The organism is Emticicia soli (assembly GCF_037860775.1).
GTDB lineage: Bacteria > Bacteroidota > Bacteroidia > Cytophagales > Spirosomataceae > Emticicia > Emticicia soli.
Genome location: NZ_JBBEWC010000019.1, coordinates 40,706 through 54,199, shown reverse-complemented (window position 1 = coordinate 54,199; position 13,494 = coordinate 40,706). Strand labels below are relative to the sequence as shown.

Genomic DNA, 13,494 nt, shown 5'->3' with positions numbered 1-13,494 from the left:
TTAGCCATAAAAACTCCTTGTAAATCATTTCTTACTTCTTCTCTCCGCTTGTTTGCACACCTGATGGTTGAGATTTTTTGGCCTCTTGCATAGGATTAGAACCACCGCCGAAACTTCTTTGCTTAAAGGCCTGGAAACGGGTAGGTTGCGCAGGCTCTTTCGGGAAAGTATTGTCTGATGTATCAATATCAGGAATTTCATGATAAGGGTCTAACTTGAACTTAGCAACCTTTTTTGTAGTTACCAAAGTCTTTTTCACCTCTTTATCATTTACTCTCCATAGTTCAGCAGGTATTCTTACATCTTCATAAGTACCATCTTCAAATTCCATTCTGATAATAACAGGCATTACCAAACCGCCTTTGTTTTTCAGATTTAATACATAAAAGTTTTTACCTTCTTCCAACATTTTGCGTTCATCGTCGGCTAAACTAGAAACATATTGCTCATATTTCTTTTTATCGGCATCGGTTACCGCAAATTTATCATAAGAGTTATAAAAATCTCTCATGGTTGAGTCTGCCTCTACTACGGTTTGTTTAATATCTGTTCTGTTACGGATATTACTCATTGTCTCACGTTTTGCGTCAAAATCAGCTTTTGCCGCAGCTTTTTGCTTGGCAGGGTCTTGGGTATCGATGCTATACCATTCTACATCGGCAATGGCTTGGTCAACAGGCTCAACACCATAGAACCAACCCTTCCAGAACCAATCTAAATCAACACCAGAGGCATCTTCCATTGTGCGGAAGAAATCGGCAGGTGTCGGGTGTTTAAACGCCCAACGACGCGCATACTCTTTAAAGGCATAATCAAATAGCTCACGACCCATAATTGTTTCGCGCAGAATATTTAAGCCCGTAGCAGGTTTTGAATACGCATTCGGGCCAAAAGTACCCGGAAGAATGTTATCAGAACTACTCATGATTGAGTTCTGCTTACTCACATCTAGCTTCATATAGCCTGTGATGTATTGTGGTTCAATACCTGTAGCAGGGAAATTTCTGTCCCACTCAAGACAGGCTAAGCCTTCTAAAAAAGAGTTCAGACCTTCATCCATCCACGACCATTGGCGCTCGTCAGAGTTCACAATCATCGGGAAGAAGTTGTGGCCCACTTCATGGATAATTACCAGAATCAAAAAGTTTTTAGTGCCTTCTGAATAAGTACCGTCTGCCTCGGGGCGAGCTCCGTTAAAACTCATCATCGGGTATTCCATACCTCCTACTGTACCATGCACCGAGTAAGCTACCGGATATGGATAAGCAATAGTCTTTTTAGAATAACTTGTTAAAGTGTGTGCTACAACACGAGTTGAGTATTGTCCCCAAAGAGGATTCGCTTCTTTTGGATATAATGACATAGCCCATACTTTTTTACCTTCAACATCAACCTGCATAGCATCCCAGATAAACTTGCGTGAAGTAGCAAAAGCAAAATCACGTACATTTTTAGCTACATACACCCATGTTTTCTTTCCGGTTGGTTTGCCTTTTTCGGCAGCTTCGGCTTCTGCTTGTGTTACAATCAACACAGGTGTTTTAGAAGTTTTAGCCTGCTCAAGGCGTTTCATTTGTGTGGCAGTCAGTACCTCTTTCGGGTTTTGTAGTTCTCCGGTTGCACCCAGTACCATGTCGTTTGGTACTGTAAGAGCCACTTTATAATCGCCGAATGGCAAAGTAAATTCTCCTTGACCCAAGAATTGTTTGTGTTGCCAGCCGTTTACATCGTCATAAACAGCCATGCGTGGAAACCACTGAGCAATTTCATATAGCACATTGCCATCTTTCGGAAAAAGCTCAAAGCCACTTCGACCACCTACCAGTTTCAAATCGATGATGTTGAATTTCCAATCAACCTGAAACACGAATGACATACCTTTGGCTAATGGCGTTGGTAAATCAACACGCATCATTGTACCGTTGATTGTATAGCGTAAGTCTTTGCCGGCAGCATCTTTTACAGCCAGAATCTTATAGCCATAGTCTTTATCGTTTGCACCGCTTAAATTACCTAAAGCTGTAAAGCTAGAGCCATTGGTAGAGTTAATACCGCTCTGGCGTGTAGTATTTCCATCTGAACTTTTAGAGAATACGTTCTGGTCTAGTTGCAACCATAAATAGCGTAACTCTTCAGGGGCATTGTTAGTGTAGGTGATTTTTTCAGTACCCGTAATACTCTGGTCAGCATCATTTAATTCAGCCTTGATGTCATAATCAGCCTTTTGTTGCCAGTAATCTCTACCCGGTGAACCTGCTGCTGTGCGAAAAGTATTGGGCGTAGGTAAGGCGGTACCCATTTGCTCAAATCTGGTATTGGCATTGTATTGTGTAGTGGGTGCTTGCTGCGCATTCAGCGACAAAGACATACACACAAATGCCCCAATAATAAAGGATATTTTTCCCATGCTTTGATGAAGGTTAGTTTCTGATTTATACAGTTGAGATGCTTGTGTAAAATTTCTGCAATTTATGAAAAATTCACTTACTCACAATCACGCATTTCTGGTGATATTAGCTTAGAAAAACCATTTCTCGGTCATTAATTTAAAAGCTACACCAGCCACAAAGCTTGATAGCACAAGATTCCATAGATGTTTTCTTACTTTGAATCCTTCGAGTACTAAAAAAGAAATAGCCATTATGATGGCTACAATTAATACCTGACCAAACTCAAGCCCTATATTAAAAGCCAATAATTGCGGAATAATGTTTTCGTCTTTGCCTAATAAGCTACGCAAGTAATTAGAAAAGCCCATGCCATGAATAAGCCCAAAGCCTAATGCCAGAACGTATCGGATAGGCGAAAACTTTTCGATGTCGAGCACACTATCGCTACTTTTATGAAACAGATTAGTGATACAAGTAAAGATAATAGTAACCGGAATCAGGAACTCAATAAGCTCAGTACTGTATTCAATCACGTTCAAGGCTGCCAAAGCAAGTGTAACAGAGTGCCCTATGGTAAAAGCCGTAACAAGAATAAGTATTTTTTTCCAGTCTTTTATGCGATAAATAGCGCATAGAGCTACTACAAAGAGGATATGGTCGTAGCCATTTATGTCGGTTATGTGTTGATAACCTAATTGTAAGAAAATAAAAAATTCCGTCATCAATCTAGGGTAAAAGGTGGTAGGTATGTATATTAGTAACAAAAATACAAGTTTTGTAAAACCTTGATTGTAAAGTACATACAAAATTTTAAAAATTATGAGTATCCGAAAAAAGATTGGCTTCGCCTGGGGGTATTCGTTTATTGTCTTTGCCTTGTCGGGCTATTACTTCATTAGCCACAACTGGACTTTCTTTGTCTTTATCTACGCCTATTTACTAGTTCCTATCTTAGACCAAGTAATCAGCCGTGACTCACAGAATGCCAGCACCGAGGAATACGAAGAACTTATTAAAGATAAATACTTTGATGTACTGGTGTACTCTCATGTGTATATTCAATATTTTATGCTGCTGTGGGGCTCTTATATATTGATATATGATAACCTGAGTTGGTGGCAGATACTGGGTCTGATGCTCAGCCAGGGTGTGTATTCTTCTACCATTATTAATATTGCGCATGAGCTGGGGCATCGCACAAGCCCTATGGCACAGTTTCATGCCAAAGCAGCCTTATTATCGGTGGCTTATATGCATTTCCTGATAGAACATAACCGAGGCCATCATACGCACGTAGCCACGCCGCTAGACCCTGCTACTGCCCGCAAGAACCAGACTATTTTTGCATTCTGGAAACAAACGCTCATCGGAAGTTTCAGCAGTGCATGGCATATTGAGAAAAAACAATTGGCAAAGAAAAATCTGCAGGTGTGGTCGTGGCATAATGGTATGATTTGGGCTGTTGTGCTTCCCATTACATTTTGTCTAAGCCTTACGCTTATTAGTAGCTATATGACAGATCAGTTTCAGTGGCTTATACCTTTGTTTTTTGTGGCTCAGAGTATTATAGCTATACTCTCATTAGAGTGTGTCAATTATATTGAGCACTATGGCATCATGCGTAAAGAAATTGCACCTGGTAAATACGAGAAAGTAAATCCGCTGCATTCATGGAATGCCAATCATTATTATAGCAATCTGATGCTTTTTCATTTACAGCGCCATTCCGACCATCATGCTTATGCGTCAAGGCCGTATCAGGTGATAAGGCATTTTGATGAAAGTCCGCAATTGCCTTATGGCTATACCATGATGATACTCATATCGCTGATACCGCCACTATGGTTCAATATCATGAATAAAAGATTGGAAGAATGGCAGGAGAAAGCATACGATGCCAGACAAATAAAAGAAGTGGTAAGTAGATTCAGCTAATGCTTTGAAACAGAAATAGCAGCCTTGTGGGCTGCTATTTCTGTTATATGCTATTTCTGATTTATCAGAAGAATTTAGCTCTGTTGTCTTTGATTTTAGCGTTATCACGGATAGCCTGATTAGCTAGGTAAGAAGCGCCGAATCCACCGCTACGTTGTAATACTTGTGCTTTGTATTGCGAGTAGTCTGCAATAGCAGGAGCGTTAGTTATACTGGTTGTTTCTACGATAAATACGCCGTTTTCGCCTACAAATGGTTTCGAACGTTTACCTGCAGCTAAGCTGAATATTTTACCTACTGCAATTGGGTCAACACCCGGAGTAGTAAGGATACCAGTTGCAAAGCTGATTTCGTTTGCAGCTTCAATAATTGCACCTGCACCGTATTTCTCAGCAATTTGCTCAAGTGTTCCGCTAGCACCACCTAATTTTTTCAAAATTTGCTCTCCTTTAACTTCGTTACGAACTTTAGCAGTTAAAGCATCTCTGAAATCATCAACTTTCGGATTATCTTTATCTGATTTAGCTCTAACAGCAGCTACAATAAAATTATCGCCTACTTCAAAAACTCTGTTTGAAACAGAACCTACTTTAGTATCATCGTTAAATGCCCACAATACAACCTCACGTGCGTTCTGAATTGTGTTGAATGATGCTGCATCAGGGAATACTCTGTCTGCTTTCAACATCACCAATTTACCATCCTTCTTTACAGCTTCTTCAAACTCTTTATCTGAATCTACACTTGAGCGTAAGCCTTCAGCTTTTTGATAAATAGCATTACGAGTCGACTCACTTGCTTGTAGCTCTCGGCTAATGCTAGCTACTTTGTATTTTATGTTTGATTTTGGTTCTGTAACCTTAATGATATGGTAACCAAACTCTGTTTCTACAAGATTTGGCACTAAACCAGCACCACTCATACCAAATACGGCATCATTGAATGGTTTTACCATTGTACCTTTGGTAAAGAAACCTAAATCTCCACCTTGTTGAGCCGAACCATCCTGGCTGTTAGTACGAGCCAGAGTTTCAAAATCAGCACCTTGTTTCACTTGGTCTAGTATATCCTGTGCTTGTTTACGTGCAAGTGCTTTTACTGAATCCGGTGCATTTTTATCTGAACGAATCAAGATATGGCTTGCACGGGTTGTAAATGTAGTATCCGTAGTAGTACCTTCAAATCGGTGAATTGAGTAAACATTTCCTTCTTTAAATGGCCCGATTACTGCACCCGGAATTGCCGTTGCCAAAGCAGCTTTCAAATCATTACTTAATTGGCTTGCCGGGCGCTCGTATGGTACTCTTACTTCTGAGTTAGCAGAAGCATACGCTTGTGGGTCAGTTGCCGCAGCTAAACCTTTAGCAAAAGACTTGATATCATCATATAGTGCGGCACTATCTTCTTTTGTAGGTGCTACCTGATACACTACGTAGTCGAAAGAACGGCTATCGTAACCTTGGTACTCAGCTTTATGTTTGCTCAAATAATCAGATAATTGGCTGTCGGTTACTTTGATTGTAGTATCGTTAACACTGAAATACGGTACATACAAATATTTAGCATCAGCTTTTGTTACTTGTCCTTCGTATTCTTTTTTCGCTTCAGCCGTAGTTACAAAAGTAGAAGTGCTAAGCAATGCGTTGTATTTTTCTAACAAACGTTGTTGAATAGCGCTTTCTTTGATTTGGTCCCAAGCCATTTTTTGTGGCGCAGGTAATTGGTTACCAGCTGCCGCATTGATAAACTCGATGTGACGATTACGGTCGTACTGCCCTGTTTGAGGGTCAGTAAACTGTTGTTTAATCATCGGGCTCAGGTTTTTAGTACCTTGAATCATCTCACGAAGCTCATCAGGAGTTACTTTTAAGCCTAATTTTTCAAATTCTTCTTTGTAAGCAATATCAAAAATCATTTGCTCCCACACCTGATTACGGAGTTGTTGCACTTCTTGTTCTTGCAATGCTCTACCTGCTTGTTGTTCGTAGTTGGCACGAGCAACATCTAATTTTGCCTGAAACGCCTGAGCATCAATGCTCGTTCCGGCTATTTCACCAATTTTATTACTGTTACCGCCAAATAAGCCTCCTCTACCACCACTTCCGTAGAATAAATCTCCTCCAACGATAAATAGAATAAGGGCAATTGCAATAACTGCAACTGCGATTCCCGAACGCTCCCGAATTTTGTTAATTAAAGCCATTAGTTTTTATTTTATACTTAATTTTAGCCCGTGTTTTTAGGTGATAAGTGTTTAATAGTTAAACCTGTAAAAAAACGAACCGCAAAAATACATAGATTCATACATATTATCAAAGAAATCCAATTAGGATTATATGTTTTTTAACAAGTTTTAAACGGTTCTGCAATTTTTGAGAGTGCAAGTATAGACAAAAAGCCTCAATCAGCAATAAAACAGGCTATTTTACTAAAAACACCACAATAATATTTTTTTATAAAATCTTTATTTTCAATCGTTTGAAGATACTCACAGAGCCTTTTAGATAAGTAAAAAAAATAAAATTTATCAGTTAAACTTATTAAAGCACTCTTTATACTTAAGGTCTACCATTTATAAATTGACCTGACGCTATTAATAAGCTCATACATAATATCGCTATTATCTGAATTAACCATTACCACCACGCCATTGCCGCCTTGAAGGCTTCCGTAATACTGGCATCTGAAACCAGCGGTGCCACCACTATGGCCAAAAGTCTTATTAACATCATCGATGAATACGCCTAATCCCAAATTTTCACTATAGGGTGTTAGCCTTAATTGAGTCATTTCTTTAGAAAGCACTTTGTTCGATTTTCCGATAAGCGCCAGTTGGGTTTCGATAATATAATGCGCCAAATCTGTTGGATTTGTCCATAAACCTGCTGCACCTTGTTCAGGATAAATATGATATTTCCCCTCTATTTGTTTCTTGTTCTCCTGATAGCCTGTGGCTAGTTCTTGCGCTTTTTTATTAAATGGTGGTTGCTCATAAGTGCTATGCAGCATTCCCATTGGTTTTAGCACATTGTTCCACATATATTGAGCATAAGGCTGTTTGGTTATATCCATTACGATTAATTGCGAAATAGTAGTACCACCACCTGAGTACTCCGCTTTTAAACCTGGTTCAAACTGAGAGCGAACAGCTTTAGTATTGGCTGGTTTCTGCCCATTGAGTATCTGGGTAATACTTGGCAGTTTGTCTCCTTTGCCATAACCCGGAAAACCATGTATGCTAAGCCCTGCCGAGTGACTCAATAAATTAGCCACGTTTATTTTTTTACCTTTTGATACTGCATCATACGGGAACTTCCATGTTGTAAGGTAAGTATTAATATCGGTGTCAAGTGCCAGTTTTTTATCTTGTACCAGTTTCAGTACTCCTACAGCATTCAAGGATTTACTGATAGACGCTGCCTGAAAAAGTGTTTCGGTAGTAACAGAGCGTTTTTCATCAAAGTCAGCAAAGCCATATCCTTTTACCCATTCTATTTTATAATCTTTTATTACGGCTACGCTTAACCCATATACACCATAGTGGCGCATACGTGTATCTATTGCCCATTTGTCGTTATTACTTCCGGCTTTATTACTAAAAAGGTTTGTTTCTACCTGTTTTATTCGCTGTTCAACATCCTTATTATAAACTGTTTTCTGGGCATATACATTCGAAACCTGTACATAGGACACTATGCCTATTAACAGGCTGACGAAGTGCTTTTTCATAATTATGAAGTGTGATTTTATTAAAAACTTCTTATAATTTGCGAAAGTACGCTATACGAGACAAATAATTAGCTAATTTTGTGCGTTTTTTGAGAAAACTACTCATTCATTTATGAAATATCGTATTCTAGGATTTTTCTTATTAGTTTCTTCATGTTTTTACGCTTGCCAGAAATCAGAATCGACCACCGATGCGTCTGACGTTGATGTTTCAGCGATAAAAGTTAATGTAAATATCGAAAGACTAGAAGAACCGCTGATGCAATTAAAGAACAAAGAGGAAATCAGAAGTTTTTTAGAAAAACACCGAACTTTTGTAGAAACATTTTATCAGACTCCTGCTGATGACCAAGGTCTTATCGAAAGACTTGACTTATTAATTCATCATCCGGCTATACAGGAACTTTATCAGCAAACGCAACAGACTTTTGGCAATTTAGATGATTTAAAAAAAGAATTTGAGGTAGCCTTTAAGCATATCAAATATCATTATCCTGATTTTAAAGAACCAAAAATCATTACCACTTTTGCAGGGCTAGATAACGAACTGGTTGTAAACGATAGCCTGATTATTATTCCCTTAGAATCGTTTATTGGCCCAAAAGCCAAGTATCGCCCACAACACCCAAACTATATGCTAAGGCGCTATGCCAAACCATATATAGTACCTACGGTTGTTACGCTACTTTCAAGAAAATATAATAAGATTGACCTGAACGACCGCTCCTTGCTAGCCGATATGGTTTTCTATGGCAAAAGTTTTGAGTTTACAAGAGCGGTGATTCCGAATGTGCCCGACTCGTTGGTTATAGCTTATGCCGACTCAAACCTTGTAAAAAGCTGGAACGGACAAGGCTATGTGTGGGCGCATTTTATAGATAATAAACTGATTTACGAAACAAACGACAGAATAAAAGACAAATATATTGGCGAGCGCCCTAATGTAATAGAAATAGGATCAGATTGCCCCGGACGCATCGGGCAATGGCTAGGTTGGCGAATAGTAAGCCGTTACCGAACCGAAAACCCTTCGATTACGTTAGTAGATTTGATGAAAAACGCCGACGCGCGCCAGATTTTTGAGCAATCAAAATACAGGGGTCAAACAGACGAAAAAGAAGAATAAGGCTGTTGGCTCATTTAATTTTTAAAATCCTCATAATTAACCACAAAGAGGATAAAGTACTATGGCAAAAAGAACCCAACGTTTTGGAGAAGAGGCTTCAGAAAAAGACAAAAAGAAAATCAGTAAAGAGGGCTTTGGCAAAGCTCTGAAAGTTTTTAGATTTACCTTACCATACAAATGGACCTTTATGATAGGTTTCGTTTTTTTGGTACTTTCACAATTAACTTCCATGAGTATCCCGCTTTTGATGGGACAAATGGTAGGCGCTATCGTATCGCCAGACAAAGCAGCTTCATTACCTAATACCAACGGTATGGGCAGCATGAATATGATGGGCGATAAGCTTCAAAACATTTTTAATTCGGCGCCAAATTTTACATTAAATGAAGTAACATTCCTTTTTGTTGTTTTGCTCATTCTGCAAGCGGGTTTTTCATTTCTAAGAGTTTATACTTTTACACGCGTATCGGAGCAATCGATGCGTGATCTGAGAAAAGAACTTTATACCAAAATCATTACGCTACCCATTACCTTTTTTGAGAAAAGCCGTGTGGGTGAGCTAATGAGCCGTATTACTTCTGACGTAACACAACTGCAAGATGTATTGTCTATTACATTGGCTGAGCTGTTCCGCCAGATATTTACATTGGTTGGTGGAGTATTGCTTATTACCCTTATTTCGGGAAAGCTTACACTTTTCATGCTTTCAACGTTTCCGTTTTTGGTGGTGGCGGCCATCTTTTTTGGCCGGTTTATTAGAAAAAACTCTAAAAAAGTACAAGACGAACTAGCCAAAACCAATATCATAGTAGAAGAAACACTTCAATCGGTTAATGTAGTAAAAGCCTTTACTAACGAGCGCCTTGAAGTGAACCGATACACAACGTCTATTCAACGTGTTGTTGAGTATGCCTTAAAAGCGGCAACGTTCAGAGGTGGTTTTATTTCGTTTATCATTTTTGTATTGTTTGGTGGGGTTGTAGGTGTTGTATGGTATGGAGGCAATCTGGTATTGACCGGAGAGTTAGACTTCAAAGACCTTTTTACTTTCATTATATATACTGGTTTTATTGGTGGCTCGGTTGGTGGCTTGGGCGATATGTATGCCCAGATACAAAAAACCATTGGGGCTTCGGAACGGGTATTAGAGATTTTAGAAGAAAACTCGGAAGTAGATGTTGACCGTGCGTTTGAATTTAAAAAGGCACAGGGAAATGTTTCGTTTGAAAACGTGGGTTTTGTGTATCCGTCAAGGGCTGATGTAACTGTGTTGAAAGATGTTTCTATCAATGTAAAAGCAGGTGAAAAAATTGCATTGGTTGGGCAAAGTGGTGCGGGTAAATCAACACTTGTGCAGTTGTTAATGAAACTGTATCCGCTCACAAGAGGCAAAATTGTGATTGATGGTGTAAATATTGCTGACCAAGATGTAACCGAATTAAGAAGCAACATTGCCATAGTACCACAAGAAGTAATGCTTTTTGGCGGAACTATCTACGAAAATATTGCATACGGAAAACCCGGCTCTACCGAAACAGAAGTGATTGAGGCAGCCAAGAAAGCCAATGCATTCAACTTTATTGACTCTTTCCCTGAGAAATTCCAGACAATTGTAGGCGAAAGAGGTGTGAAATTATCAGGCGGACAAAGACAGCGTATTGCTATTGCAAGGGCAATACTGAAAGACCCATCGATTCTGATTCTTGATGAAGCTACAAGTGCGCTCGATTCTGAATCGGAAAAACTGGTGCAAGATGCCTTGGATAAGTTAATGAAAGACCGCACAACCATTATTATTGCGCACCGTCTGGCAACTATTCGCAACGTTGATACTATATATGTTTTGAAAGACGGCGAAATAGCAGAATCAGGCTCACACGATGAGTTGATTCTGAAAGAAGAAGGAATTTACGCAAATCTGGTTAAATTACAGTTTGAAAACGTAAATTTGCTGGTAGAATAACAAGCAGCAGGAATCAATGAGGATTAAAGACGATTTTTACTTGTAATCTGGGCTTGTTTCATTGTTTTTTCATGAATTTATAAACCTGAAAATCATGAATCTCTCTAAAAATACATTAAAAGAATACGACTTACGCCATACGGGCTGTCGTGAAGATATATTACAGTCATTTCAGACTTACAGCCATGCGCTTTCGCACGGTGATCTGGAGAATCTCTTCGGCGAACGTTTTGATAGAGTTACGATTTATCGTACCCTGAAAACATTTGTTGAGAAAGGCATTATTCATAAAGTACTAGACGACGAAGGCGGCACTAAATATGCCCTTTGCCGCTCAACCGAGTGTAAGCACGACGAACACCACCACGACCATGTGCATTTTAAATGTCTGGTTTGTGGCAATACAACCTGTATTGAAAGCGTGCATATTCCGAAAGTAAATTTACCTGATGGGTATAAACTGAGCGATATCAATATGCTTATGCAAGGTACTTGTCCTAATTGCAAGGCGTAAAACTTCGTTGTGTGTTAACCTATTATTGTGAGCTAGCTCTTCTAGCATTATCAATCAATGTCTTATAAAACAAAGCTTATTATAGCCCTCGGACTCGTTTATGTAGTTTGGGGGTCTACTTTTTTAGGTATGAAGTACGCAATTGAGGTACTTCCGCCTATGATGGTATCTTGTCTACGATTTCTTACCGGTGGCATTCTGCTATTCTTATTCACACTCTGGAAAGGCTACGGCATACCCAATATGGCCCAAGTAAAAGGTGCTGTGCTTGTGGGTATTATGCTAAGTGGCATAGGTAATGTTGCTGTGGCTTATGCTTTACGTTTTATGCCATCGGGTTTGGTTGCGCTTTTGGTTGCTACCCTACCAGCCTGGATGATCATGCTCGACTTCTGGTTTTTCAGTAAAACCAAGCCTACACTTATTGGGTTAGTAGGGCTTATTATAGGTTTATTCGGCATGGTTTATTTGCTAGACCCTATGAACCCCGCACATACCGATAATAGAGAAGTAGCGCTTTTTCCGGCACTACTCGTTTTTGCAGGTTCGGTTGCCTGGGCTTATGGTTCGCTGAAATCGCCTTATTTGCCATTACCCAAACCCATTCAGTCTACTGCTATACAGATGATAGCCGGAGGGTGTTTTTCGTTACTAATGAGTCTGGTTTTTGAGAAGAATCATCTGCAAGCCTTTCAGCGCATGACACAAGAAACCTATATGGCTTTACTATATCTTATTATAGTTGGTTCTTATATTGGTTACAGTGCGTACCTATGGCTGATTAATAATGCTCCGCCACAAGTAACAGCTACTTATGCATATATTAATCCGGTGGTGGCGTTTTTTCTGGGTTGGATATTTAAAGGAGAAGTACTCACACCCAGATCGCTTGTAGCCTCAGCAATTGTATTAATAGGTGTAGTATTAATGACCATAGGCCGCCGAAAAACGGTTACCGCTAGTGCAACTGTTGATTAAGCCTTTTTATAAATAAGTTTACTGCACATTATGCAGTAAACTTATCTAGCTGTTTTACGAGCACATCAAAATCTTTCGGATATGGTGCTTCTATTTTTACTACTTCACCATTCAACAAACGGAACGTAAGCGAATGCGCATGTAGGGCAACTCTTTTAATAAGCGGTAATTCTTCTGTTCCTTTTTTCAGGTTAAACTTCTTGCTTTTCAGTTGCGACAAGAAAATATCGTCTCCGCCATAAGTTGGGTCGCAAACAATTGGTGCTTTGAGGCATTGCAAGTGTACACGAATCTGGTGCATACGGCCCGTAATCGGAATACATTCTACCAAAGTATGGTGGCGATAAGCCTTTAAAGTAAAGAAAACTGTCTCGGCTATTTTACCTTTCTCACGGTCAATTCTTACGGCCGTGCCATCTTTTAATTGTGCAATTGGCAAAAACACCGACACACTATCAAAATCATGTACGCCATTTACAACAGCATGATAGCGTTTGGTTACCTCACGATTTTCGAACTGCATAGCCAAGTTTCTATATGCTGCCGGGTTTTTAGCAATAGCCAAAACACCCGACGTTTCTTTATCTAAACGGTGGCACAACTGTGCATCGTCAGAATAAGCCTTTGCCAGACGCAGTATACTTTGGTGCTTATCTTGCGTGCGTTCGTCAAGACTTGATAAATACGGAGGCTTATTAATAAGTATGTAATCGTTATTTTCAAAGATGATTATGTCTTCAAAAACCACTTTTTTAGGGGTATTCTTTATCTTTGGTGTTATATCCGGTGTATCCTGAAACTCAAACTCGTAATCCATATCGCTGATGGGTATAGTGAAATATAATGCAAATTTAGGTTT

Annotated in this window: 10 protein-coding genes; 5 read left to right on the top strand and 5 right to left on the bottom strand. The window is 39.4% G+C overall.

Translation table 11 applies throughout. The features are described from left to right. Window positions 1–31: 31 nt before the first annotated feature. Entirely contained in the window at window positions 32–2,407 is a 2,376-nt protein-coding gene (locus WAE64_RS23020; protein WP_340240258.1) for a M1 family metallopeptidase, read from the bottom strand. Between the two features lie 111 nt (window positions 2,408–2,518). Continuing rightward, entirely contained in the window at window positions 2,519–3,112 is a 594-nt protein-coding gene (locus WAE64_RS23015; RefSeq protein ID WP_340240256.1) for a HupE/UreJ family protein, read from the bottom strand. 97 nt (window positions 3,113–3,209) lie between these two features. Here WAE64_RS23015 and WAE64_RS23010 point away from each other — a divergent pair, with 97 nt between their 5' ends. Then, a complete protein-coding gene (locus WAE64_RS23010; protein ID WP_340240254.1) occupies window positions 3,210–4,325 on the top strand; it encodes an alkane 1-monooxygenase in 1,116 nt (371 codons plus the stop codon). A 64-nt stretch (window positions 4,326–4,389) separates the two neighbouring features. Here the strand turns inward: WAE64_RS23010 and WAE64_RS23005 are convergent, their stop codons facing one another. Both WAE64_RS23005 and WAE64_RS23000 read right to left on the bottom strand, forming a co-directional pair. Next, window positions 4,390–6,528: a peptidylprolyl isomerase gene (locus WAE64_RS23005; protein WP_340240252.1), complete on the bottom strand. Its 2,139-nt coding sequence runs from the start codon at window positions 6,526–6,528 to the stop codon at window positions 4,390–4,392. A gap of 362 nt (window positions 6,529–6,890) precedes the next feature. Next, entirely contained in the window at window positions 6,891–8,054 is a 1,164-nt protein-coding gene (locus tag WAE64_RS23000; RefSeq protein ID WP_340240251.1) for a serine hydrolase domain-containing protein, read from the bottom strand. Between the two features lie 112 nt (window positions 8,055–8,166). On the opposite strand from WAE64_RS23000, the gene gldB reads away from it, so the two are divergent. From gldB to WAE64_RS22980, 4 genes are all read left to right on the top strand, one after another. Continuing rightward, the gene (gene gldB, locus WAE64_RS22995) at window positions 8,167–9,180 is read left to right on the top strand and encodes a gliding motility lipoprotein GldB (protein ID WP_340240249.1); all 1,014 of its coding nucleotides are present in this window, start codon (window positions 8,167–8,169) and stop codon (window positions 9,178–9,180) included. A 61-nt stretch (window positions 9,181–9,241) separates the two neighbouring features. Further along, the gene (locus WAE64_RS22990; RefSeq protein ID WP_340240247.1) at window positions 9,242–11,143 is read left to right on the top strand and encodes an ABC transporter ATP-binding protein; all 1,902 of its coding nucleotides are present in this window, start codon (window positions 9,242–9,244) and stop codon (window positions 11,141–11,143) included. A 94-nt stretch (window positions 11,144–11,237) separates the two neighbouring features. Continuing rightward, a complete protein-coding gene (locus tag WAE64_RS22985; RefSeq protein WP_340240245.1) occupies window positions 11,238–11,657 on the top strand; it encodes a Fur family transcriptional regulator in 420 nt (139 codons plus the stop codon). Between the two features lie 57 nt (window positions 11,658–11,714). Further along, window positions 11,715–12,635, top strand: coding sequence for an EamA family transporter (locus tag WAE64_RS22980; RefSeq protein ID WP_340240243.1), 921 nt, complete (start codon window positions 11,715–11,717; stop codon window positions 12,633–12,635). 28 nt (window positions 12,636–12,663) lie between these two features. Here the strand turns inward: WAE64_RS22980 and WAE64_RS22975 are convergent, their stop codons facing one another. Further along, window positions 12,664–13,452, bottom strand: coding sequence for an RluA family pseudouridine synthase (locus WAE64_RS22975; protein ID WP_340240242.1), 789 nt, complete (start codon window positions 13,450–13,452; stop codon window positions 12,664–12,666). Window positions 13,453–13,494 lie beyond the last annotated feature (42 nt).

Bases quoted from the DNA above. Each gene is read 5' to 3' on its own strand.
- WAE64_RS23020 (WP_340240258.1), bottom strand. From the start codon at position 2,407: ATGGGAAAAATATCCTTTATTATTGGGGCATTTGTGTGTATGTCTTTG.
- WAE64_RS23015 (WP_340240256.1), bottom strand. From the start codon at position 3,112: ATGACGGAATTTTTTATTTTCTTACAATTAGGTTATCAACACATAACC.
- WAE64_RS23010 (WP_340240254.1), top strand. From the start codon at position 3,210: ATGAGTATCCGAAAAAAGATTGGCTTCGCCTGGGGGTATTCGTTTATT.
- WAE64_RS23005 (WP_340240252.1), bottom strand. From the start codon at position 6,528: ATGGCTTTAATTAACAAAATTCGGGAGCGTTCGGGAATCGCAGTTGCA.
- WAE64_RS23000 (WP_340240251.1), bottom strand. From the start codon at position 8,054: ATGAAAAAGCACTTCGTCAGCCTGTTAATAGGCATAGTGTCCTATGTA.
- gldB (WP_340240249.1), top strand. From the start codon at position 8,167: ATGAAATATCGTATTCTAGGATTTTTCTTATTAGTTTCTTCATGTTTT.
- WAE64_RS22990 (WP_340240247.1), top strand. From the start codon at position 9,242: ATGGCAAAAAGAACCCAACGTTTTGGAGAAGAGGCTTCAGAAAAAGAC.
- WAE64_RS22985 (WP_340240245.1), top strand. From the start codon at position 11,238: ATGAATCTCTCTAAAAATACATTAAAAGAATACGACTTACGCCATACG.
- WAE64_RS22980 (WP_340240243.1), top strand. From the start codon at position 11,715: ATGTCTTATAAAACAAAGCTTATTATAGCCCTCGGACTCGTTTATGTA.
- WAE64_RS22975 (WP_340240242.1), bottom strand. From the start codon at position 13,452: ATGGATTACGAGTTTGAGTTTCAGGATACACCGGATATAACACCAAAG.